Genomic DNA, 22,734 nt, shown 5'->3' with positions numbered 1-22,734 from the left:
GGTTCCACAAAAAGACGCTCGGTCAGGGCAATGGTGCGAAACCGTAGACCGTGGCCGGGTTATCGACCATGATTGTCGCGGCGGTCTTTTCATCCCCGCACCAGCCCGCGAAAAGATCCAGCAACCGGGCATCGTCGGGAAGCGCGTTCGGTTTGGAAGGGTGCGGCCAGTTCGTTGCGAACAGGCAGCGATCGGGCACGGTTTCGATCAGCGTGCGCGCAAGGACCGCGACATCGGCGTAATCGGGTGCGCCGACGCGCGATGTTTCATAAACACCGGAGGTCTTCACCCAGGTGCGCCCCCGATCGATCAACCGCCTGAGCGCGCAGAACCCTTCATGATCGGGGCTGACAGGTTCAAGGAACTTGCCGTTATGGTCAATGACGAGCGAGCCCGGCAGTGCGGCCAGGCGCGCCTCTTCCTCATGCAGGTGGCGGCCGTCCATCTGCATCTGCACATGCCATCCGAATGCTGCGGTCCGGGCGGCCAGGCGTTCCAGGTCGTCCCAGCCCAGCACGCCGCCGCCGATCATGAAAAACCGGATGCCACGGATGCCCAGCCCCGTCAGGCGTTCGAGTTCGGCATCGCTCACATCCGGCGGGACAACGGCAACACCGCGCGCATCGTCCCCCATCACCGCCATGGCATCCAGCGTGGCGCTGTTGTCGAACCCGTAGACGGATGGCTGGACCACCACCGCACGGGTCAGCCCCAGGACCTTGCGCAACTCCAGATAAGTGGCGATGTCCCCACCCTTGACCGGCGGAAAAGGCGAGCCCGGCGCGGGCGGATAGATATCCGTCGGCCCGTAGATATGCATATGGCAGTCACATGCCCCGGCAGGCGGTCGGAACGCGGGTTTGCGCGCAGGGATCAGCCCGTTCATGCTTCGAACAGCCCCCGCACCCGGTGCGGATTTTTCGCATGGATGGGCAGCTTGCCAGCCAGCATCGCCTTGACCTGTTCGACCGTTTCCATGGCCTGGAACTCCGACGGCTCGATCATCAGCGCGGCTGAATGCGGGGTTGCCACAACATTGGGCAGCCGCGCCAGACGCAGGGAAGGCTGCTGGTCCGGGCCATCCCCCACGTCAAGCCCCGCCCCGGCGATAATCCCGTTGGTCAGGGCATGTTCCAGCGCATCCTCATCGACCAGAATACCGCGCGATATGTTGATGAAAAAGGCATCCGCGCGCATTTTCGCGAATGCTTCGGCATTCATCATCCGATTGGTCTGGGGCGTGGCATAGGCGGCGCAGACAACGAAATCGGGCGTTCCCAGTACCTCGTCCAGCCCGACCGGGTTTATGGCGCCGTTGTCGATCCGGGCGTAGGGGTCATATACCGAGACCTTCATCTTGAAGGCCAGCGCCAGTTCGACGATACGCCGACCGATCGACCCATAGCCGATCACGCCCACATGGGCCCCGGCAAGCTGGCGACCGAACACCATCGGATGGGTGGCCTGCCCCGCGTGATAGCGCTCCGCATCATGGGTGATGTTCCGGGCCAGATCGAGCATGAGGGCCAGGGCATGTTCAGCCACCGCGTCCGCATAGCCAGAGCCGCAGTTACAGACCAGGATGCCCGCATCCGATGCCGCATCCACATCGATGTTGCGCATGTCCACGGCGCAGCGCGTGAACAGCTTTACATCCTTCAACTGCTCCATCACCGCGCGCGGGCCCGCCGCCAGACGGTCGGAAATAACGACCTGGCAGCCTTCCGCCGCCTTGACCAGCGCATCACCCGTCAGGGGTTCGTCGCTGTCGTTCATGACCAGCTCGATCGGGAGCGCCTTGAGGGCACGCACGGCACGTTCGCCGTAGAAATGCTTGAGCAGGTCCCGGTTATGGGTAAGAAGAACACGCATCATGCTATAACCTCATCAAGAATATCGGACGGCAGGCGACTTCTGATCCACTGGTTCAGGGCCAGGACCTTGTCGTCACGCCAGCAGAGGGGCCCTGGGCGCGCCAGGGCGGAAGACAGCCCGGCCTGCTGTTTTTCAAGAATACCCACATCCTCCTTCGCCACGGCTTCCCACCGGCTGAAATAGGGTGCGGCCCGGCGTTCGAAATCCGGCAGGTCCAGAAAATGCCGCGGAAAGGCGCCGCCGATCGAAAGCAGGGACCGATCGACCGCGAGCGGTCGCACAGCCAGCCACCACATGCAGTCCTGCGCGAAGGCGAACTGTGTCGTGGGCTCGATAACCGTGAAAAACGCCCCCTTGCCTGCCTGTTCCGAAAGCCCCTCGATCATGGGGAAAGCCTCTGTATCGCCCAGCACCGCAATGGACCGGTCGGACAGGACCTGTATGCAGTGCCATTCGCCCTGCGTGGGAAAGCTTATGGAACGCTGGGCGCCGATCGTTTCACTATGCACCATGCCGGTATGGTAGGTTTCCATCGCGTTTTCGAGCACGAGCTTCCAGTTGGCCCCGATTTCGATCTGGATATCCCATACCTTGACCATATCGCCCATGCGGTGGCTGCCCAGCAGGTCCGGCATATTGCCCAGATAGCTGCGCAGGTCCGGGGCGGCGGTATCGTAGTTCAGGAAGATCGCGCCGTCCCAGACTTCCAGGCGGATCGGGGTCAGGCCGAATTTCGACTTTTCGAAATTCGGCGCGTCGTTCATGCCCGGCGCCCCCATGAGCGCGCCATCCAGCCGGTAGCTCCAGGCGTGATAGGGGCACAGGATGCTACGCGCGTGGCCACATCCATCGAGCAGGGTGGAAGAGCGATGGCGGCAGACATTGGCGAAAGCGCGCGGCACGCCCTTTTCGTCGCGCACCAGCAGCACCGGGCCACCGACCGTCTCGATACTCTTGTAGTCCCCCGCTGCGGGAATTTCATCCACACGGCCCGCGAAGAACCAGGTCTTGAGATGGATATGCGTCTTTTCGGCCTCGAAAATCGCAGGATCGGTGTAAAAGCGCGGCGGCGCGCTCATCGCCTCACCCGGCGGCGGCCCGCTCCAGTGATAGGGTTTCGGCTCGAACGGCACGGTGTTCACAGGCGGGGCCCTCCGTTAGGGTGGTGTGCTGCCTGGCCAAGCTGGACAAGATGCATGGCGATCACCGCGACATGGCCCGCGAGCATCGCCGCCATGCCCTGCGTATCGTGCGGCGGGCTGAGCGTGTTGATATCGACCCCCACGAAATCCAGGCCGTTCAGGCCGTGCAGCAGGTCGAACACCTCCGCCACGGGTGGGCCGCCCCAGGTCGGTGTGGCCACACCCGGTGCTGCGGAAGGATCGAAATAATCCATGTCGAAGGACAGATGCACCGGGCGCGCGCCGATCGTCTGGCAGATCTCGGCGGCTATGGCCTCTGCCCCGCGCTTGCGCACTTCATCCCCCGTGATCATCCGAAAGCCCAGCGAGCGCGTATGGTCATAGGCCCCGGCAACCGACATCGTGCCGCGTGCGCCGATATGGAAGGAATGCTTCGTATCGACCAGCCCTTCCAGCGCAGCAAGGGTAAAGGTGGTGGACGTGTTCAGGCTCTCACCCGGATAGGAATCCGTATGCGCGTCGATATGGATAAGCGTAAGGTCGGGATAACGCCTGGCCAGCGCCCGCAGGACCGGCAACGTGACGGTGCCATCCCCACCCACGCAAAGCGGCACGGCATCGGCGTTCACCACCTCTGCTACTGCTGCTTCCATCGCCGCCATGGACGGGCCGATATCGGAAGCAACCACATCCACGTCGCCCAGATCGACCACGCGCCGGCCCTCGCGCGGGTCGGCATCCGCCAGTGGGGGATAGAGCGGGCGCACCTCGCTGGACATGGCGCGGAACGCTGCCGGGCCCTGGCGCGAGCCGATGCGCGTGGCATGCGTCCCGCAATCGAAAGGCAGGCCCATGATCGCGATCTGCCCGGTCGTCGCCCGCGTTGCAGGCGGCACCCCAAGGAACGTGCCCTGGCGCATGCGCGCCTGCGCGGCAGGCTGGGCGGAATAATTAGAGTCCGTCATGCATCAACTCCCATGTAAAAGGCTTTCAACTGGTCGGAATCGATATCCGCACCCGCACCGCAATGGACGATGCGCCCCAGCCGCATCACGTAGACACGGTCGGACAGGCGCAGCGCCTCCACCGCGTTCTGTTCGACAAGCAGCACGGTAATGCCCTGCGCACGGATATCGCTGACCGTGTCGAGAACGAGATCGATCATCTGGGGCGCAAGCCCCATCGTCGGTTCGTCCATGATCAGAAGCGAAGGCCGCGACATCAGCCCCCGCGCGATGGCGACCATCTGCTGCTGGCCACCCGAAAGCGTGCCCGCCATCTGGTTCATGCGCCTGCCCAGAACGGGAAAAAGCGCAGTCAGCCGATCCAGATCGCTGGCGATCTCCGCCCGGTCATGGCGGCAGTAGGCACCAAGGACCAGGTTTTCGCGCACGCTCATGCCCGCAAAGACGCGGCGGCCTTCGGGCACATGCGCGATCCCGCGCCGCACGCGCAGTTCCGGCCGCAGGCTGGTAATATCCTCGCCCCCGAACCGGACGGTGCCTGTGTCCATGGGCAGGATGCCCGAAATCGCCATCAGCGTCGTGGACTTGCCAGCCCCGTTACCCCCGACGAGTGAGACGACCGTTCCACGCTCGACCGTGAAATCGATACCGTGCACAGCCCGGATAGGGCCGTAGGATACGCTCAACCCGCGCACGTCGAGCAGCGGTGCGGTACTGTCGTGCAGCACGGTCATCGGCCACGCCCCAGATAGGCGGCCTGCACGGCCGGATCGGCCAGCACGTCACGCGGGGGGCCATCGGCAAGGCGCTTTCCGTGGTCCAGCACGGTCAGGTGGTCGCACAGGTCGCGCACGATCTGCATGTCATGCTCAATCAGCAGCAATGTTGTTCCCTGCGCCCGGACACTGCGCACAAGGGTTGCGATCTCCTGTTTTTCAAGCGCGTTCATCCCCGCCAGCGGTTCATCGAGCAGCACCAGTTGGGGGGAGGACATCAGGGCCCGTGCGATTTCCACCCGCCTCTGCTGGCCGTAGGACAGCGTGGTGGCCACGCGTGCCGCCGTATCCGCGCCAAGCCCCACGAAGTCGAGCAGCATATGGGCACGCCCGATCATGGCCCGCTCCGCCACTTTCGAGCGGGCCGAACCCAGCACAATGGCCCCTGCCCCCATGTCGAACTGGCGATGCGCGCCCACCAGCAGGCTTTCCAGCACCGTCATGGCGCCGAAAAGGCGGATGTTCTGGAAGGTGCGGGACAGGCCGAGTGCTGCAATCGCATCCGGCCGCCTGCCCGCGATCTCATGTCCGTTGAACCGCAACTGGCCCGCGGCAAGGCGCACAAAGCCGCTCAGCGCATTGAGCAGCGTCGTCTTGCCCGCACCATTTGGGCCGATCAGCCCGTGGATGGCCCCAGCCCGCACGCACAGATCCACCCCGCCGATTGCCTCCAGCCCACCGAAACGGACCTTCAGCCCGCATGCATGCAGGATCGCGCTCATGCGCCTGTCTCCGTGCTGGCTGCGGTAGCGGGCGTGGCAAGCGGTGCGGCGGATGCGGGCCGTTCCCTGCCAAGCCCGGGCAGGATCAGTGCCACCCGCAGCCCCGCAGCCAGGCCCTGCGGGCGGAACAGCACCAGCAGGATCAGGACCACGCCCAGCAGCGCGAACCGCGTTTCCGGATGGTTCTGGACGAAGGGAATGCCCAGGCTGAACTGGAGAAAAAGGAACCAGATCACGGAGCCCACGAAAGGCCCGGCAAAGGTGCCGATCCCGCCAAGCACGATCAGCATCAGCAGCAGGATGTTCTCGAACAGGTCGAAGTTCAGCGGGCTGATGTAATGCTGGGTATGGGCGTAAAAGACACCCGTGATCCCGCCGATGAAGCCGCTGGTGGCATAGGCGTACAGCTTGTAGCGCGCCACGGGTATGCCCATGCCCGCGGCGGCGTCTTCATCTTCGCGAATGGCGACCCAGGCGCGGCCGATATACGAACGCACCAGCCGTGTCAGCACGAAGACGACCATAATCGCCAGGACCAGGGCCGCCAGGAACTGCGCCCGGGCGGAAGCAAGCGGCATGCCGAACAAAGCGGGCGCAGGAATGCCGCGAATACCCATCGGACCGTTCGTCAGCCCGATCCAGTTCGTGGCCACGATCCGCACAAGCTCACCGAAGCCCAGTGTCATGATGGCAAGATAATCGCCCCGCAGGCGCAGCGTGGGCGTGCCCAGTAGCACGGCAAGCCCCGCCGCAAGCAGGCCGCCCAATGGCAGGTCGAGATAGAAGAGCCACCAGATCTGCCTCGGGGCCGCACCCATCGCATGTTCCAGGACGGAGACGAAAAGGATGGCGGTGAAATACGAACCCACCGCCCAGAATGCCACAAAACCGAGATCGAGCAGGCCGGCAAAGCCGACGATCAGGTTCAGCCCGCTGGCCAGTGTTCCGTAAAGCACGATCATGGTCAGGCAGGTCAGCCAGTAATCCGAAGACAGGCCCAGCCCCAGCAAGACAGCAACGGCCAGGGCGCCCAATGCCAGGCCGCGCGGGTTGTGGCCGATCCGGGCCATGCCGGCATCGACCCGGGCGAAGATTCTGCGCGCCACCGGCCCGAATGCCACCCCCGTTCCGTCCAGCAGGCTTCCGCGCCCGGCGGTGTTCATCTCGCGCCGGCCAAGCAGCCCCTGCGGGCGAAAAAGCAGCAGCAGGACCAGCAGCACAAAACCGACCGCATCCTTCCAGGCGGCACCATCGGGCAGCACGCCGCCTGCGATCGTTTCGGCAACGGCCAGCACCAGCCCACCCAGGGCCGCCCCCGGCAAGGAACCAATACCACCCAGGACCGCGGCAATAAGCGCCTTCAGCCCCGGCGCGAACCCCATGCTGAAATGGGCGAAACCATAAGTCTGGGCATAGAGCAGGCCCGAAAGTGCGGCAAAGCCGGAACCGATGGCAAAGGCGGCCGCGATCACCCGGTCAACGGGAATCCCCACAAGCTGTGCCGCCGTCTGGTCTTCGGCCGTGGCGCGCATGGCCCGGCCCAGCCGGGAGCGGGAGATGAACAGGGCAAGCATCAGCATGGCCGCCACCGCAGCCCCGATGACCACAAGATCCATGACGCTGAAATAGATGGTGCCGAACAGCACAAGCGGCGGCAGGGACGAGAGCGCAAAATCGGGGAAACGCAGTTCCTCCGCGCCCCACACGGTCTGCGCAAGGCTTTGCAGCAGGATCGAAACGGCGATGGAGGTGATGAGTGGCGCCAGACGCGGTGCACGGCGCAACGGGCGATAGGCAATGCGCTCGACCGCCACGCCAAGGGCCGCCGTCACGGGAACGGCGAGCAGGGCCGCCAGCAGGAATGGCAGGGCCGGCATGGGCAGCGTGAAGCCGACCAGTTGAATCCTGGACAGCATGAGCGAGACCGTCACGAAGGCGCCGAGCATGAACAACTCGCCGAACGCGAAATTTACCAGCCGTACCACGCCATAAACCAGCGTGAACGCAACGGCGGTCAGCGCATAGATCGCCCCCAGCACGACAGCATTGGCAAGAAGCTGGCCGAAATAGGCGATCGTATCACCCACCGGCCCCGCACCCTGTTTTGCCGGATACGCGCCTTGGGGCTGAGCCAGCGGCGCCACCCCACCCGCCAGCGAGACAAAACGCCCGTGGTCTACGGCAAAGAAATGCAGCACCCCGTCCCTGTCGCCGCTGGGCTGGAAGGTTGTCGGGCCGGTTGCACCGGGCACCGCTTTCACCTGGGCGAAGGCCGCGTTCAGGCTTTCGCGCGTCACCTGCCCATTCTGCGCGGCAAGCCGTACGGCGGCCTCCAGCGTCTTGCCGGCATCGTAGCCCAGGGCCGACCACGCGCCCGGATCCTCACCATGGGCGGCGCGATAGGCGCGCACGAACTGCGCCGTCTCGGGCGCGGCGGCGGATGGGTCGAACATGCCATAAAGGACCATGCCTTCCACCGCGCCATGGCCAAGCTTCATCAACTCGGTATTGAGCGCGCCGTCGGTCGAGAGAAAGCGCGCCTGAATGCCGAGCGCGCGGGCCTGCCTGGCGATCCCCGCGGCCTCGGTATAGTAACCGCCGATAAAGATCGCATCCGGCCGGGCCATGCGCACGCGGGTCAGCATCGTGCGGAAATCTCTTGTGCCGACAAGGTAGGATTCCGTGCCCAGCACCTGTGCGCCAGCCTTTTGCGCACCATCGGAGAAGGCGCGCGCAACACCGATCCCGTAATCGTCCTGCTGGTTCAGCACATAGATGCGCGAAAGCCCGAGTGTCCTGGCGGCATACTGCCCCATCATCCCGCCCTGCACCGTGTCTGTCAGCACGTTGCGGTGGAAATATGGGCTGATATTCGAAAGTGCGGGGCTGGTCGCCGCAGAGGCAATGACCGGCAGCTTGCAGCCATCGAGAATGGGTGCCGCGGCAAGGGCTATCGAGGCGGAGGAATAGCCCATCACCACATCGACCGTCGGGTCCGAGCAGAAGCGCTGGGCGATCAGCGCCCCTTCACGCGCCTCGCCCCGATCGTCCATCGAAACCAGCCTGTAGGTATGATCGCCCCTGCGGTTCAGGTCTTCGACGGCGAGTTCGAGACCTTTGCGGATATTCAGCCCGAAGGCCGCGGAATCCCCGGACAGTGCGGCGGTAAAACCGATCGTGATCGTGTCCTTCGCCACAGCCCTGACGGGGGCCAGCACAAGGGCGATCCAGAGCAGGACGATGCCGATCCCTTCGGTCGTTTTTGTGAATATCGACATCGACTATCCTGCCTGCCCACCGTCGCTGAAGCACGTGGTTCATTACGGCCCCGAGACAGAGATTGGTCAAACAGGAATTATGGGCAACTCTATAACTCTGGGTTATAGACCCGCGTTCACACGCTCCATCGCAACGCGGAAACGCGCCATGAAATCCAGCCCTATCCGGGATGGGGGCCGCGCATTGGGCTGGAACATGCCAAACCGGTATGGAATTTTCGGCTCGAACGGAATAGCGACCAGCCCCGCAGGCGCGAACGACCGTGCCGTAAGCGGATCGACCACGGTTACGGCACCAAGCTGCTGGACCAGTGTACAGGCCGTTCCGAAGAATTCGGCCTCCGCAATGACGTTCCAGCGCGCCTTCGCCGCAAAGAAGGCTTCGGCCATGGCCACATGGGTGATGTGTTCGGGAAACAGGGTGATGAAGGGCGCCGAATCCAGCTTTTGCGGCGTTATCATTGTCTCGCGCGCGAGGGGATGGTCCGCACGCATCACGCACAGGCAGGTCAGTTCGAACACTTCCAGCGACGCCACATGAATATCGATCGGCAGTTCTGCGAACCCCACGTCAAAAGCGCCGATAAGGCCGAGATCGCGCACAGCGTAGGATGAGCGGGTAATGAAACGCGCCGTGGCACCGCTATGGGCCGTCAGTACCTCGGCAATGACGGGAGGAAGCACATAGGTCGCAAGGCCCGGCGGGCTGGCGATCTGCAAGGTCGCGGAAGAAAGCCCCTTGAGGTTGCTTGAGACCGAGATAACCGTTTCCATCGCATCGAGCGTGCGGGTAATGACGGCAAAGAACGTTGCCGCTTCCGGTGTGGGTTCAAGCCGGCTGCGCGTGCGCCGAAACAGCTTGACGCCGATTTCATCCTCCAGCCGGGCGATGAGATTGCTGATTGCAGGCTGCGATTTACGAAGCACGGCGGCCGCGGCACTCATCGAGCCGTTTTCATATACCGCCCGGAACGCTTCGAGATGTCTCGTATCCATTGCCCACCGATCAGGAAGAAGTGCCCGGCCCCCCATTGCCCGAGAGGTGTGGAAAAACTGGCAGCAAGTTCAGGCCTTGCCAAGTCCTTGGGCAATGCGTGCGGAAAGCGGACATTCGGGTAGGCGCGGCAGCACCAAGCAGATTATGCACAAGCCTTCCGCCCGGTCGGGCGTCCTACGAGCGCATGACCTGAACCGTGGTACGGCTCAGGCTCGAACTATTGACAATGGCGTCAACTACAATCGCATATCCGGTTTCAATGTGCTTGCGGCTGATCTTTTCCGCCTTCGCGCCATCGTTCGCTGCCAGAGCCTCGATCAGCTTGCAATGATCGTCGCGCATGTCCAGAAAGCGTGAATCGGTCAACAGGCCGAAATAATAAACCCTGTCGATATCGCTCAGCACATGACCGAGCAGGGTCACGACCTTCGGGTTGCCTGCGGCTTCCGCGATCAGCAGATGAAAGTTGCGGTTCCGCTCGATCACGCGCTCCTGCGTCGCCGGGTCCGTGGGGGTTGCAAGCTCGGTCTCTTCCGGCCCCAATGCCCGCAGCGCCGCGATATCGACTTTTCCCGTAGCCATGCGTGTTGTCGGGGGTTCCACCATCAGGCGCAGTTCAAACGTATGGCGGACATCGCTCAGCGTGATGGGGGCTACCTCGTATCCACGCCGGTGCAACGGCTTGACCAGGCCCAGTTGCACAAGCCGGTCCATTGCAAGCCGCAGCGGAACACGCCCAAATCCGTAGTTCTGTTCCAACTGCGGTTCAGAAACGATTTCTCCGGGCGGCAATTCGCATCGCGTAATCGCTTTTTGCAGGATATCGAAAACCTTGTCGCTTTGGCGTTCCCCCTGCGTGGTCGGCAACCGGACGAGTTCGGGCATGATTTTATGATTGTCCATAGGTCTTTCAATTTAGCGGATAAATGCCCTGCCCGCAAGCAGACATGCGGATACACGCCAGCCCCCTGGCAACCACACATTCACCATCTAATGTTTCCATATCCGCCTTGTAAGCACCCTACATTGGTCATATAGGATACATACGGGCTGCGACGCGCACTCCTGAATGAATTTTCAAGAAGACGAGGATGTTTGATGAAAGCCTTGGTGTTGCATGAGCATGGCGGAATGGAAAAACTGCATCTGGAAAGAGATTTTCCGGATCCCACCCCCGGCGAAGGCGAAGTCGTCCTTCGTGTCCGCGCGACATCGTTGAACTATCATGACATCTTCACCCGTCGCGGCATGCCCGGGATCAAACTGCCGATGCCCTGCATCATGGGGCTGGATGTCGCCGGCGAACTGGTAGCGATTGGCGACGGTGTCACGGGCTGGGCGGTGGGCGATCGCGTCCTGGTTGACCCGATCAACCGGGTCGAGGGCGGATTGATGGGCGAAACCCAGCATGGCGGCATGGCGGAACTCTGCCGTGCCAAGGCGCACCAGCTCATTCGCCTGCCCGAGAATATCTCTTTCGAACAGGCCGCGGCATTGCCGGTGGCCTATGGCACCGCATTGCGCATGATGTACACGATCGGGCAGGTCAAGGCGGGGGAGAAGGTGCTGATCCTCGGTGCCAGTGGCGGTGTCGGGATCTGCTGCGTGCAGCTTGCAAAACTTGCAGGCTGTCATGTCATCGCATGTGCAGGCACCCCGGAGAAAGGCGAGCGGCTGCGCGCCCTGGGGGCTGATGAAATCATCCTTTATACAGAGACCGATATCGTCAAAGCCGTCCAGGAACGACACGGCAAGGCGGCACGCATGCGCGGCGTGGCAGGTGGGGGTGTTGATGTCGTGGTGAACTTCACCGGCGGCGATACCTGGAAGAAATCATTGCGCACCCTGCGTCTGGGTGGGCGGCAGCTTACCTGCGGCGCCACGGCCGGCTTCGCGGTGGAAGATGACCTGCGTTACATCTGGACGTTCGAATTGCAGATTCGCGGCTCGAACGCATGGGAACGCGAAGACATCGATACCCTGCTCGCACTCGTGGGTAGCGGCAAGCTGAAGGCCGTGATCGACCGGACCTATACGCTGGACGAGGGCATTCAGGCGCTGGCGCAGCTTGAAGACCGCAAGGTCATTGGCAAGGTGGTGGTCACGCCATGACCGAACCTCTTTCGGCCGCGAATATCCAGGAGATCCTCGATGCGTCCCCTTTTATCCATTTTGCCGGCATGCAGGTCATGTCCTGCGATCTCGAAAAGGGAGAGGTAATCCTGCGGTGTCCCATGCGTGCCGAATTCGCGCGCATGGCGGGCACCGGGCAGTGGCACGGTGGTCCAATCGCCGCAGTGATCGACACCGCGGGGGACTTCGCGCTTGGCATGCTGGTCGGCCGCGCGCTGCCGACGATCAATTTCCGCGTCGATTACCTGCGACCCGCCATCGATACGGCTCTCATAGCCGTAGCGCGGGTCAGGCGGCAGGGACGTAGCGTCGGCATCGCGGATGTCGACGTGTTCGACGAACAGGACAGGCTCGTTGCCATTGGTCGGGGCAGCTACGCCATGGGCACCTGACATCCTGCGGGCGGATCACCCTTCCGGCGTGCGCGCCTTGCGACAAATCAACAATTATCCAGACCATCGGGAGTATCAGTCCATGAACCGAACGATCGATACCATACCGCAATCCCAACAAACGTGGCGGAATCTCGGGGATATTGCAGACCCTGCCCGCGATGCTGAAGCACTTGCAATCATCGATCTGGGTGCCGGCTCCCACCCCCGTTCGTACACCTACGCCGAATTGGATGGCCTGACCAATGGTGTCGCACAGTATCTGGTAAACCGAGGATTGCGACGTGGTGACCCGGTCGCAATCCTGTCCATGAACCGGGCAGAATTCCTGATCGCCTATTTCGGCATTCTGCGTGCCGGGATGGTGGTGGTTCCGGTCAATATAAAGCTGGCGGGGGAGGCAATCGATTACGTCCTCAGCGATGCAGGCGTGGTGCTGGCGTTCACCGACGATCCGCACTGCACCCTGGTACCCCCAGCAATTCCGAGCGTCGATTTCGACGATACCGGGCCCGAAGGCTGGATGGCGTCTATCCAACCCGCGGAATTTGATCCGGTCGTACCAACACCGGAAGAAACGGGGCAGATGCTCTACACTTCCGGCTCCACAGGACGGCCCAAGGGTGTACGGCTTAGCCATACAGGCCAGCTCTGGGCGCTGGACATGTTGAGCAACGCCGGGCGCAACCAGCCCGAACGTGTGTTGCTGGCCCAGCCCTTGTTCCACATGAACGGACTGTTCGTTGCCAAGGTGACGTTCGCAACCCATGGTCTGGTTGTCTTGCAGGCAGGTTTCGACGCGCGAGCCTATATCGACGCCCTCGCCCGCTACCGCATAACCTGGGTCAGCGCCGTTCCGACAATGCTCGCGCGCGTCATAAAAGAAGCGGATTTATTGGCCGCAAGCGACTTGTCTTCCATTCACCGGATGACGCTTGCCTCAGCCCCCATGACGCGCGGCCTGCTGCAACGAATACAGGAAACATTCCCCAACGTCGCGATCACGTTTGGATATGGCACGACAGAGGCCGGCCCTGCGGTATTTGGCCCGCATCCAGACGGACTGCCCACGCCACATCTTTCCATCGGCTATCCGCTCCCCACAGCGGAGGTCAGGCTGGTGGATGGACCAGGCCCCGACCATGGCGTGCTGGAAATGCGCAATCCCGCAGTCATGCAAGGCTATCATAACCTGCCGGACCGTACGGTCAAGGTTCTGCATGACGGGTGGTACAATAGCGGCGATATAGTGCGCCGGGACGAAAACGGTTTCTTTTTCTTCGTTGGCCGCGCGGATGACATGTTCAACTGCTCGGGTGAGAATATCTATCCCGGCGATATTGAGAAGATGCTGGAATCCCATCCCCTTATCCAGCAGGCAGCAGTCGTACCCCTCCCCGATGAGGAACGCAGCCAGGTTCCCGTCGCATTTCTTGTCCTGCATCCGGGCGCAAGCCTGTCTGTTGCTGAAATCAAACAGTATGCCCTCGAACACGGGCCAGCATATCAACATCCACGCCGGATCAAGTTCGTCACGGAACTCCCCTGGGCCGGAACCAATAAAGTGGATCGCAATCGGCTGACTGCCCAAGCAAAAGAACTGGAAACCTCCGCCGGATGGTCTTGAGCTTCCCATATGATTCCAGTTGTGGGTGTAGAACGCCAAAAGGCCGCTTGCGCGGCCTTTTAAGGTATTGATTTTGTTTGTGGATTTTGGTTGCGGGGGCAGGATTGCTTCTCAGCTTGCGGCAACCGCAAGTTGAGAGCAAAGCGGGATTAATAGGCTGTTTTAATGAACTTTTTTCGGCACACGCATGACCTCTTACTGAATAAATGCCCCCTACCCTCATAAAGCGTAAAGCTTATGCATCCAGAACTATGTCCGCTTCCGCCCTCATAGCGGACGGTTTCGCCTCCTGTTCCGTAGTCGAAAAGCGGCCTCGGGTCGGAAGCTGTTACGACCGATAAAAATTATGCACGAGACACCATGTCCGTGCGCTTGTCCCCAATGTGGTCTGCGCTGTTATCTGTCCTGTCGTGAGGGGGCCGAAAGGCGAGATACTGCGCGACGGCGTGCCCACGGCCACCGTGCTGTGCGAGGCCCCGGTTCGCCCTCGGCTCCCGCAGTTATTGCGAAGATAATATCGCTGTGGTTTCCATTGTGTTTAACCGGGAATTATATGAATATCGAGACATGGGTGGAAATAATATTTAGAATGTTGAATACGTAAAATATATTACTTTATATTTGTTGCAATAAAATCCCGTATGTCTTTGTATGCATCTGGCCGGGACTGTTCGATTTCTCGATTATCTTTTATACGAAACCAGATTGCACCACGCGGAGTATTTAATGTTATTTTTGCAGCATCTATCCGTAATAAAAGCATCCAAATGGCATTTGGTGAATTTTCATCTAATGGATAATGAACAAAACATTTTGTTCTTTCAATTAAAAAGTCAATATTTTTAAAATTGGTCCCAGTGTTTTCTGATAGTTTCGATGCTTTTTTCGTGCTTAGATCTATGTGAATATTGCTCGTGTGTGTGGGATTTTTAAATTCAGCATGAAGATCTTTAAGATGTTTATTTATAAATATGGATGGGTTGTTGTCGGAAAGGACAAGAAAATAACGGGCAGTCGCTGTCTTTGCCACTGGTGCATTTAAATAAGCTTGTGGTTCAGGAACTAGCGCAACGAGACGAAGAAGATCAGCAATTACTTCAGCGCTATTTTTTGAAACCGTAGTATCCTGACCTGATTTCGTTTTTTTGTAATATTTAAGAAATTTAGCCTCAACAAAGTTTCGATACCTCCAGCCATAATTTTCAAGTGCTTTGGTACCAATTTTTGAACCACCATAATCAAGAAAAATATCACAATGCCTGTTTGCTCCAGTTGCGGGAAGTGGAACTTTACTTGTTTGATAACTATGTTCCATTTGTATTTTTTGTATTGGATCTAAAATGTTTTTCGCATGTAGTGCATTGAGTAATGAAAAAGAAAAATTTGCTGTTGCGTTTGCTTCTCTTTTTACTTTTTGAAAGCCAAACCCAGCAACAAATTCAGGCAACATTGAAAACGCACTTTCTATCAACATAATTTCATCCCAAAATATGGTAGCCACAGTCTATGCGGGCACGCTAGAGTCAAGTGTTGTGCAACGGAACGGCTATATAGGGTAGTGTTTCTGCTACCCTTAATGCTAAATATACCTTCAGTTTTGAGTTAGAGCCTATGGATTCCCATATGTCTTTCTGGCGTATTAATCGCGAATGTCAGATTTTTGACCATTCTAGAGACGAGCCGACCATCCGTTCCCCACCCGTTGCTGCCATTAGTCTACGCTTCGAAACCCCTGACAGCCCGAAGTCAGTCATCACACAGTTTGGAAACTCTACTCGCGCGCGTCACTGAGGGCACGGGCACGCTGGTATTACGGCTTCAAGCCTCAATGCGCACGAGAATCTTTTTCCCCTTGATGCGCCCGTGCTTCAGGGCGGAGAGGCTTGCCGGCAGGTCATCGAACGCGGTGACTATATGCGGCTGGAGACCGAGGGCACCAATCCGCACAGCGTCGAGCAACTGCGCTCCGGCCTGGCGCCACTCCCGCCAGTTCTCCGCCGTCGCATGGCCGTGCGCGCTGTTCAGCGCGACTTCATGCAGGGACAGCGCCGTCGTGAACGGCGGCAGAGGCGGTGATTCCAGCCGATCCTGAATGCAGACCAGATGTCCGTTATACCCCACCAGTGGCGCCAGACCGCGTGCATACGCCCCGCTCGTGGTGTCGAATACAGCAAAGAGGCGGCGCGGCCCGAGTGCTACGGTCAATTGCGCACGCCAGCGCTCATCGCGATAATCGAACGTACCGGCAACGCCCAACGCAAGCAGCCGTTTGTGATGAGCCGGCGACGCGGTCGCCCAGACACGCCAGTTCCGACGCAATGCCAGTTGCACCAGGATCAGCGACACAGCGCCGCCAGCCCCGGTCACCAGTACATCCCGGTTCGGCATATCCGGTACCTTGGCGAGCGCCTGCCACGCCGTCAGCCCCGGACACGGAATTCCGGCGGCGCTCTCGTCGCTGACACCGTCGGGAATAACGAGCGCACAATCGGCATCCACGATCGTATATTCCGCGAAGCTACCCGGTTTGCCGATCCCCTGATGATATGCGATCCGCGTTCCCAGGGGGATACTCACGCCGTCGCCGACCTCCGCGATGATTCCGACACCGTCCACGCCCGGCACATGCCCCGGCCTCCATCCGTCGGGACTGGCGGCAATGACTTTCCAGTCAACGGGATTGAGCGCGATCATGGTATTCCGCACGACGATCTCACCCGGTCCTGGAGACACGAAGGCCCGGTCCACCAGTTGAAGCTGTTCGGGCTCGCCCGGCGCGTGCCAGCTCCAGGCACGGTATGTCGTTACGGAAGCGTCCATCACCGATCGTCCCTCTTGCGCTGTAAAAGCAGCGTCTGCTCCGCTCGGAAACAAGCGCTGCCTTTCAGAAAATATCCGCATTTCTCCGCGACCCTGCACGACGTCGCGTGTTCCGGTGCGATGATACAGACCGTGCGATCCACGCCGCGCCCGTCCATCCATGCCAATGCAGCCTGAAGGGCTTCGGTCGCAAATCCCTTGCCATGCGCCCAGCGCGCCAGAACCCAGCCGGCTTCCGGCGCAGCGTCCAGAGATGGCTCGATATCGCGCTTCCAATCGGCGAAGCCGACATCGCCGACATAGCGCCCATCCGCTTTCGTGCGGACACACCAGTATCCATAACCCAGAAGATCCCACAGGCCCCGATAGCGAAGAAGGCGAAACCAGCACTCCTGTTCCGACGATGGAACACAGCTGATGTGTCGAACGACATCCGGATCGCTCCACATCGTATGTAGATCGTGGAAATCCGTCATCTGATGAAGCGAGAGACACAATCTTTTGGTTTCGATCACAGTGGTCTCCCTTCCCGATCACCAATACACAGGGCACGTTCCACAGCATGCCGGAGCGGTTCCATGTCGCCCTCGGTCGTGATCCAGAGCGTTGCCCCTTCGAGTTGCGCGAGTGTATCCGTCGCGACGGATACCGGTTCAGAAACTTCCCCGGCGTCCAGAATCCCGGCCATCGCATCGCGCAATCGTGCGAAAAACGTCCGCACCGCGTCCCGAGCGTCCGGTGTCTGCGCCGTCACGCCATACGCGAGATGCAATCCCACGCAGCGCCCTCGTGCCTCGAACGTCTCCGCGATCCTCCCGATCAGCATCCGCCAGGCAGCACGCCAGTCCCCCGCTGGATCCGGAAGATCGACCAGCGTATCGTCGAGAGTCAGGGCCAGCACTGCTGGCACCAGCGATTCCTTCGACGGAAAGCGCGTGTAGAGGCTTTGCGGACGCAGACCCACGCGATCGGCCAGATCGCGCATGGATGCCCCTTCGTAGCCATATTCGCGAAACAGTTCGCGGGCTTCGACAACGATCTGGTGGATAGGAACGGGTTCTCTCATTTCGCCTTTGACTCACGAACAGTCGTTCGTCACAGTAGGGCGCATGGTGCTGCCGGGCAAGTCCTGTCCGCCTCCTGCCCTCTTAATTTCCAACCACAGGACACTCCGTGATGCTTCTCTATGATCTGGACGCCTCCGGAAACTGCTACAAGATCCGACTTTTCGCGGCCCTTACCAACACGAAGCTGGACCTTGTTCCTGTCGATCTCGCATCGGGTGAGAACCATGATCCGGATTTCCGGAAACTGAACCCGTTCGGGGAAGTCCCGGTTCTGGTGGATGGTGACTTCACACTTCGGGACTCCCAGGCCATCCTGGTTTACCTTGCCGCCCGGCTGGCGAACCGCGCTTGGTGGCCTGAAGACGCCATGTCACAAGCCACCATCACACAATGGCTTTCAGTGGCGTCGAGCGAGGTACGCAATGGCCCGAACGCCGCCCGTCTGATCCACAAATTCGGTGATCCCCTCGATATGGGCACTGCCATGCACTGGACCGACAAACTCCTGCCGGTGCTTAATGCGCATGTCGAGACACAGGACTGGTTTGCGCTCCGCCGGCCTACAATTGCCGACTGCGCTCTCTTTCCCTACCTTGCACTAGCACCCGAAGGCGGTATCAGCCTTACCCCCTACCCGGCTCTTATGCGCTGGCTCGATCGCGTCCGCGATCTACCGGGTTTTATCCCCGTACCGGGTCTCTACGGAGATTGCTGAGACATGAAGGCAGTTCCTGCCGTTTTGAGGTCATATCACAGCAATATGTGCAGAAAGCAAAGATCTAAGCGGGAAATATCAGCCATGTTCGGCATGAATCGTCCCCAATGACTTCCTCGGCCAGAGAGTATATAATGCTGGCAGAAAAAGGAGTGTCAGCACGGTACCGGCGGCAGTTCCGCCAATCAGAGTAAATGCCAGTGCTCCCCAAAAAATCGACTCAGTCAGTGGAATGAATGCCAGGACTGCCGCCAGGGCCGTCAGGATGACAGGGCGTGCCCGTTGTACCGTGGCTTCGACAACTGCATCGGAAAACTCCATGCCGTCTGCCAGATTAGTGTGGATCTGACCAATCAGAATCAGCGTATTGCGCATCAGGATGCCTGAAAGACCGATGAGGCCAAGGATCGCATTAAACCCGAAGGGCTGGTGAAACAGGAGAAGCGTGGGAACCATTCCGATGAGGCCGAGAGGTGCCGTCAGAAAGACCATCGTCATCGCCGATAGAGATCGGGTTTCGACAACGATAACCCCGAGCATGAGCAGAATCATGATCGGAAAAATCGGTGCCATTGCTGCGTTGGCCTTCGCGGACTCTTCGGTATTACCTCCCGTTTCAATACGATACCCTTCTGGAAGGGTCGTTCGCAAAGGCTGCAGCACTTTGTCCAGTCGCGCGGCGACCTCGGGCGGCTGAAGCTGATCATTGATATCCGCCTGCACGGTCATCGTCGGAATGCGATCTCGCCGCCACAGAACAGGCTCTTCGCTGCGATATTCCAGCATGCCGATCTGCCGCAGCGGGATACGACGGCCGTCACCGGCAATGATATCCTGATCGAGAAGCCGGGCCGGGTCTGCACGAGACTGGCCGTCGGAGCGCACGATCAGATCAACCGACCGAATATCCTTGGTAGCCTGGGCCGCGCTTATGCCCTGCAACATAAATCGGGTTTGACGCGAGACAGTGTCAGGTGAGAGACTCAACTGCGCCAGCCTGCTCTGATTCATCACGAAATGCAGGGATGGCTGTTTTTCTCCCCAGTCGGTATTCACCTGCCGCGTCTCGGGATCGGCCCGGACAATATCGCTGACCTGCTGAGCGATATGACTTACTGTTTGGGCGTCCGGCCCCATGACGCGGTACATGATCGGAAAATGCGTATAAGGACCAAAGACGAACTCGGTCGCACGCACCCTGGCCTCTGGCGCCAGGCCCTTCGCGACTTCCTGGCGCAAGCTATCGCGCAGCCTGTCTCTCTGCTTCGCGTTTGCGGTCATAATAACGATTTTTGCAAATGCCGGATCAGGCAGTTCCGGATTATACGCCAGAAAGAACCGGGGAGCGCCCCCACCGATATAGCTTGTGACGCTGAGAGTTTCAGGCTGCTTCTGTAGCCAGTCACTGACTTTCCTTGCTGCTTCGGCCGTGCTTTCGATGGGTGCTCCTTTCGGCATTATTACTTCTGCCAGCAGCTCCGGTCGATCCGAACTGGGAAAAAACTGCTGCCGCACAAATCCCATACCGACAAACGCCAGCACGAACAGGCAGACCACGCCTGCACAGACGGCCTTATTATGAGTTATTACGCTGCGGACCAGCCGCCTGAAACGCTCATACCGTGCGGATTGATACGGTGGCTGCGCATGTGCTGCCCGGAGATCAGGCAGAAATTTGACACCCAGATAAGGCGTAAAAATAACGGCGACAAACCATGACGTGATGAGAGCGAACGCGACGATCCAGAAGATGTTTCCTGCGTATTCACCTGCGGCTGATTGTGCAAAACCGATAGGTGTAAAACCAATGATCGTCACGAGTGTTCCCGCGAGCATCGGTGCCGCCGTGTGAGACCATGCGTAGGACGCGGCCGCAATACGGTTCATGCCCTCCTCAAGCTTCACGACCATCATTTCAATAGCAATGATCGCGTCATCGACAAGAAGTCCAAGTGAGATGATCAGGGCGCCAAGCGTGATCCGATCGAGCGCGCGCCCCGTTACAAGCATGAGGATCATGACGATTGCCAGCGTCAGAGGCACGGCAGCTGCCACAACGAGACCCACACGAAAGCCGAGGCTGATAAAGCTGACCAACATGACGACGCTCAACGCCACGAAGAATTTCAACATGAACTCGCCGACGGCCGCGTGAATATTTTGCGCCTGATTAACGATCCGCGTGAGCGTAATCCCGACCGGCAGGCTCCGGTTGATCCCATCTTCAGCATGAGACAGCGCAGCACCGAGCTTCAGGCCATTCCAGCCAGGCCGCATGACAACATTGAGAACCAGGCTGGACTGGTTGTTATGACGGGTCAGAAAATCCGGTGGTTCCTCATAACCTGTGTGGACCGCCGCGATATCACCCAGTCGAACAGTCCGGCCCCCCACACTGATCGTTGTGTTTCCGATAATGTCCGGTCGCGACAGTGGTTGCCGCGTACGAACATAAATCCGACTGGCACTGGTTTCGACAAAACCCCCATCTACAACATCATTCCGTTCCTGAAGCGTCTGGATAACGTCCGTTACGCTCAGGCCGAGTTCCGCCAGCTTCGAGTGTGAGAGATCGATATACAGCCGCTCCGGCTGCTCCCCGACAATCGCTACTTTTTGGACCCCTGGCACATGCAGAAGCTTCTCTCTCACGGTCTCCGCAGCACGGGTCACCAAGAAGAGCGGAACATCCCTGCCTTCAAGGGTATAAACCGTGAAGACCACGTCGGAATATTCGTCGTTGACGAAGGGGCCAATAGCACCTCGTGGAAGCACATGCGCGCTGTCCCCCAGTTTCTTCCTCGCCTGATAGAACTCCTCCGGCACGGCAGATGGAGGTGTATTGTCCTTGAGGGTGAGCATCATGACCGCCATGCCGGGGCGTGCCATTGTTTCCACCCGGTCATACCAGGTCAGCTCCTGCAAGCGCTTTTCCAGCGGATCGGCAACCAGATCCTGTACCTCCTCTGCTGTAGCGCCTGGCCATAGAACAGTGGCTGTCAGCGTCTTGACGGTAAAACTTGGTTCCTCTGCACGGCCGAGTGCAAAGAAAGCATAGGCACCGGATAGGGCGAGCGCGACGATCAGGAACAGCGTGATCGCCTGTTCCCTAACCGCCCATGCCGAGAGATTGAACGCCTTCATTGCATCTGCGCCTGGTCAGGCGCGATCGTCACAACTTCCCCCGCATGGAGGTCATGGACACCAGCAGCGACCACCTGTAATTCGCCGGAAGCACGCAGGTCGCGCATTCTCTGATCGGGCATTATAACAGCCGCGCTGCCTTCAACACGCCGGAGAGGCACCGGGTGAAACGCGACCTTCTTGTTAGATGGTTCGATGATCCATACGCCCGGTGCGCTTCCCATATCGAAAAGAGCAGAAAGAGGAACGACCATATCGTCGGACAGTGACGATGTCAGCGTAACAGTGAGCGTCTGTCCGATCCGTAAGTTCGTCGGAAAATTCGGGATGATGTACCGTGCGTTCACCGTTCTCGTTGCAGTATCTTCAATAGCGGCGATCTGGCGGAGCGACGCGGCGCGCGTGATGATCTGATCGCTCTTTGCATCTGAAACGATCGCTGAAGAGCCGATAGGAAGATTCATGTCTTCGGGGAGATCAACCGACGCCTCCAGAGGACCGGCTGATGCGAAGGTCAGGACCTGTTGGCCTGCCGATACAACATTACCGGCCTCGGCAAAAACGGAAAGCACCGTACCGTCATGGTCGGCCCTCAAAACCGTATAGTCGTCCCGGTCAGTCGCGATCCTGCGATTGGCGTCCGCCGCCATGAGTTGTGCGTGGAGACTTTCGGCACGACTGCGTATTCCATCGTAGAAAGACTTCGACACGGCGCCCGTCTGATCCAGACCCCGATAACGACGTTCGTCAGCCGCTGCATTCTCCCAGGCCGCACGCAACGATGCCGCATTAGCGCTCTGGCTGGTCACGTCATGCGCAAGATCGGTTCTGTCGAGGGTCATCAGTACATCACCGCGATGTACGACCTGACCCTCGTCGACCTTCCGGGAAACTATTTTCCCCGCAACACGAAAGGCAAGCGTGGGCTGCACGCGTGCCGCGACGACAGCGGGATATATCGGGGACGAAAAGGTCGTGCTGCCGGGAACAATCACAAGGACGGCACGCGGAGCCGTGCGCGGATCTGACGGCGTATGCCTATTGCAACCAACTACGGGCATGAGGAGCAATATGCCCAGCC

General features: G+C 59.6%; 19 protein-coding genes. 4 read left to right on the top strand and 15 right to left on the bottom strand.

The window, feature by feature from the left end; translation table 11 throughout:
- Nucleotides 1-22: 22 nt before the first annotated feature.
- The 9 genes from J2D77_RS11085 to J2D77_RS11045 all read right to left on the bottom strand — a co-directional run bounded on the left by J2D77_RS11085 (nucleotide 23) and on the right by J2D77_RS11045 (nucleotide 10,658).
- A complete protein-coding gene (locus tag J2D77_RS11085) occupies nucleotides 23-886 on the bottom strand; it encodes an amidohydrolase family protein (RefSeq protein ID WP_207846346.1) in 864 nt (287 codons plus the stop codon).
- A complete protein-coding gene (locus J2D77_RS11080) occupies nucleotides 883-1,875 on the bottom strand; it encodes an NAD(P)-dependent oxidoreductase (RefSeq protein WP_207846345.1) in 993 nt (330 codons plus the stop codon). The genes J2D77_RS11085 and J2D77_RS11080 overlap by 4 nt, the downstream gene beginning before the upstream one ends.
- On the bottom strand, nucleotides 1,872-3,017 hold the full coding sequence (locus J2D77_RS11075) for an aromatic ring-hydroxylating oxygenase subunit alpha (RefSeq protein WP_207846344.1): 1,146 nt from the start codon (nucleotides 3,015-3,017) through the stop codon (nucleotides 1,872-1,874). Before J2D77_RS11075 ends, J2D77_RS11080 begins: the two co-directional genes overlap by 4 nt.
- Nucleotides 3,014-3,982, bottom strand: a complete 969-nt coding sequence (locus J2D77_RS11070; protein WP_207846343.1) for an arginase family protein — start codon at nucleotides 3,980-3,982, stop codon at nucleotides 3,014-3,016. The genes J2D77_RS11075 and J2D77_RS11070 overlap by 4 nt, the downstream gene beginning before the upstream one ends.
- The gene (locus tag J2D77_RS11065) at nucleotides 3,979-4,716 is read right to left on the bottom strand and encodes an ABC transporter ATP-binding protein (RefSeq protein WP_230975728.1); all 738 of its coding nucleotides are present in this window, start codon (nucleotides 4,714-4,716) and stop codon (nucleotides 3,979-3,981) included. Before J2D77_RS11065 ends, J2D77_RS11070 begins: the two co-directional genes overlap by 4 nt.
- Complete coding sequence (locus J2D77_RS11060) at nucleotides 4,713-5,480, bottom strand: ABC transporter ATP-binding protein (protein WP_207846342.1); 768 nt, start codon at nucleotides 5,478-5,480, stop codon at nucleotides 4,713-4,715. Before J2D77_RS11060 ends, J2D77_RS11065 begins: the two co-directional genes overlap by 4 nt.
- A complete protein-coding gene (locus tag J2D77_RS11055) occupies nucleotides 5,477-8,758 on the bottom strand; it encodes an ABC transporter permease subunit (protein ID WP_207846341.1) in 3,282 nt (1,093 codons plus the stop codon). Before J2D77_RS11055 ends, J2D77_RS11060 begins: the two co-directional genes overlap by 4 nt.
- Before the next feature lie 102 nt (nucleotides 8,759-8,860).
- Nucleotides 8,861-9,754 (bottom strand): LysR family transcriptional regulator, encoded by an 894-nt coding sequence (locus J2D77_RS11050; RefSeq protein WP_207846340.1) that lies wholly within the window; start codon nucleotides 9,752-9,754, stop codon nucleotides 8,861-8,863.
- 175 nt (nucleotides 9,755-9,929) lie between these two features.
- Nucleotides 9,930-10,658, bottom strand: a complete 729-nt coding sequence (locus tag J2D77_RS11045; RefSeq protein ID WP_207846339.1) for a GntR family transcriptional regulator — start codon at nucleotides 10,656-10,658, stop codon at nucleotides 9,930-9,932.
- 195 nt (nucleotides 10,659-10,853) lie between these two features.
- On the opposite strand from J2D77_RS11045, the gene J2D77_RS11040 reads away from it, so the two are divergent.
- The 3 genes from J2D77_RS11040 (at nucleotide 10,854) to J2D77_RS11030 (ending at nucleotide 13,907) form a co-directional block, all read left to right on the top strand.
- Complete coding sequence (locus J2D77_RS11040) at nucleotides 10,854-11,867, top strand: quinone oxidoreductase family protein (protein ID WP_207846338.1); 1,014 nt, start codon at nucleotides 10,854-10,856, stop codon at nucleotides 11,865-11,867.
- On the top strand, nucleotides 11,864-12,280 hold the full coding sequence (locus J2D77_RS11035; protein ID WP_207846337.1) for a PaaI family thioesterase: 417 nt from the start codon (nucleotides 11,864-11,866) through the stop codon (nucleotides 12,278-12,280). The genes J2D77_RS11040 and J2D77_RS11035 overlap by 4 nt, the downstream gene beginning before the upstream one ends.
- 82 nt (nucleotides 12,281-12,362) lie before the next feature.
- Nucleotides 12,363-13,907 carry a class I adenylate-forming enzyme family protein gene (locus J2D77_RS11030; protein WP_207846336.1) on the top strand — a complete coding sequence of 515 codons (1,545 nt, stop codon included), beginning with the start codon at nucleotides 12,363-12,365 and terminating at the stop codon, nucleotides 13,905-13,907.
- 610 nt (nucleotides 13,908-14,517) lie between these two features.
- Here J2D77_RS11030 and J2D77_RS11025 read toward each other — a convergent pair.
- The 4 genes from J2D77_RS11025 to J2D77_RS11010 form a co-directional block, all read right to left on the bottom strand.
- Nucleotides 14,518-15,381, bottom strand: coding sequence for a hypothetical protein (locus J2D77_RS11025; protein ID WP_207846335.1), 864 nt, complete (start codon nucleotides 15,379-15,381; stop codon nucleotides 14,518-14,520).
- Between the two features lie 344 nt (nucleotides 15,382-15,725).
- Nucleotides 15,726-16,727 carry a zinc-binding dehydrogenase gene (locus J2D77_RS11020; protein ID WP_207846334.1) on the bottom strand — a complete coding sequence of 334 codons (1,002 nt, stop codon included), beginning with the start codon at nucleotides 16,725-16,727 and terminating at the stop codon, nucleotides 15,726-15,728.
- Nucleotides 16,727-17,242, bottom strand: coding sequence for a GNAT family N-acetyltransferase (locus tag J2D77_RS11015; protein ID WP_039998457.1), 516 nt, complete (start codon nucleotides 17,240-17,242; stop codon nucleotides 16,727-16,729). Before J2D77_RS11015 ends, J2D77_RS11020 begins: the two co-directional genes overlap by 1 nt.
- Entirely contained in the window at nucleotides 17,239-17,793 is a 555-nt protein-coding gene (locus J2D77_RS11010) for a TetR/AcrR family transcriptional regulator (RefSeq protein ID WP_007396814.1), read from the bottom strand. The genes J2D77_RS11015 and J2D77_RS11010 overlap by 4 nt, the downstream gene beginning before the upstream one ends.
- A 110-nt stretch (nucleotides 17,794-17,903) precedes the next feature.
- Between J2D77_RS11010 and J2D77_RS11005 the strand changes: the two genes are divergently transcribed.
- Nucleotides 17,904-18,509 carry a glutathione S-transferase family protein gene (locus J2D77_RS11005; protein ID WP_207846464.1) on the top strand — a complete coding sequence of 202 codons (606 nt, stop codon included), beginning with the start codon at nucleotides 17,904-17,906 and terminating at the stop codon, nucleotides 18,507-18,509.
- A 78-nt stretch (nucleotides 18,510-18,587) separates the two neighbouring features.
- Here J2D77_RS11005 and J2D77_RS11000 read toward each other — a convergent pair whose 3' ends face one another.
- Together J2D77_RS11000 and J2D77_RS10995 are read right to left on the bottom strand one after the other, a co-directional pair.
- Nucleotides 18,588-21,653, bottom strand: a complete 3,066-nt coding sequence (locus J2D77_RS11000; protein ID WP_007396816.1) for an efflux RND transporter permease subunit — start codon at nucleotides 21,651-21,653, stop codon at nucleotides 18,588-18,590.
- A complete protein-coding gene (locus J2D77_RS10995; RefSeq protein WP_207846333.1) occupies nucleotides 21,650-22,648 on the bottom strand; it encodes an efflux RND transporter periplasmic adaptor subunit in 999 nt (332 codons plus the stop codon). The genes J2D77_RS11000 and J2D77_RS10995 overlap by 4 nt, the downstream gene beginning before the upstream one ends.
- Nucleotides 22,649-22,734 lie beyond the last annotated feature (86 nt).

Origin of the sequence: Acetobacter garciniae, from assembly GCF_017377735.1 — a bacterium.
Classification (GTDB): domain Bacteria; phylum Pseudomonadota; class Alphaproteobacteria; order Acetobacterales; family Acetobacteraceae; genus Acetobacter; species Acetobacter garciniae.
The sequence above is the reverse complement of the archived record's forward strand: the minus strand, read 5'-3'. Positions and strand labels throughout refer to the sequence as shown.

Excerpts from the sequence above, each read along its gene's own strand:
- J2D77_RS11085 (WP_207846346.1), bottom strand. The coding sequence starts at position 886 with ATGAACGGGCTGATCCCTGCGCGCAAACCCGCGTTCCGACCGCCTGCC.
- J2D77_RS11080 (WP_207846345.1), bottom strand. The coding sequence starts at position 1,875 with ATGATGCGTGTTCTTCTTACCCATAACCGGGACCTGCTCAAGCATTTC.
- J2D77_RS11070 (WP_207846343.1), bottom strand. The coding sequence starts at position 3,982 with ATGACGGACTCTAATTATTCCGCCCAGCCTGCCGCGCAGGCGCGCATG.
- J2D77_RS11065 (WP_230975728.1), bottom strand. The coding sequence starts at position 4,716 with ATGACCGTGCTGCACGACAGTACCGCACCGCTGCTCGACGTGCGCGGG.
- J2D77_RS11060 (WP_207846342.1), bottom strand. The coding sequence starts at position 5,480 with ATGAGCGCGATCCTGCATGCATGCGGGCTGAAGGTCCGTTTCGGTGGG.
- J2D77_RS11055 (WP_207846341.1), bottom strand. The coding sequence starts at position 8,758 with ATGTCGATATTCACAAAAACGACCGAAGGGATCGGCATCGTCCTGCTC.
- J2D77_RS11050 (WP_207846340.1), bottom strand. The coding sequence starts at position 9,754 with ATGGATACGAGACATCTCGAAGCGTTCCGGGCGGTATATGAAAACGGC.
- J2D77_RS11045 (WP_207846339.1), bottom strand. The coding sequence starts at position 10,658 with ATGGACAATCATAAAATCATGCCCGAACTCGTCCGGTTGCCGACCACG.
- J2D77_RS11040 (WP_207846338.1), top strand. The coding sequence starts at position 10,854 with ATGAAAGCCTTGGTGTTGCATGAGCATGGCGGAATGGAAAAACTGCAT.
- J2D77_RS11035 (WP_207846337.1), top strand. The coding sequence starts at position 11,864 with ATGACCGAACCTCTTTCGGCCGCGAATATCCAGGAGATCCTCGATGCG.
- J2D77_RS11030 (WP_207846336.1), top strand. The coding sequence starts at position 12,363 with ATGAACCGAACGATCGATACCATACCGCAATCCCAACAAACGTGGCGG.
- J2D77_RS11025 (WP_207846335.1), bottom strand. The coding sequence starts at position 15,381 with ATGTTGATAGAAAGTGCGTTTTCAATGTTGCCTGAATTTGTTGCTGGG.
- J2D77_RS11020 (WP_207846334.1), bottom strand. The coding sequence starts at position 16,727 with ATGGACGCTTCCGTAACGACATACCGTGCCTGGAGCTGGCACGCGCCG.
- J2D77_RS11010 (WP_007396814.1), bottom strand. The coding sequence starts at position 17,793 with ATGAGAGAACCCGTTCCTATCCACCAGATCGTTGTCGAAGCCCGCGAA.
- J2D77_RS11005 (WP_207846464.1), top strand. The coding sequence starts at position 17,904 with ATGCTTCTCTATGATCTGGACGCCTCCGGAAACTGCTACAAGATCCGA.
- J2D77_RS11000 (WP_007396816.1), bottom strand. The coding sequence starts at position 21,653 with ATGAAGGCGTTCAATCTCTCGGCATGGGCGGTTAGGGAACAGGCGATC.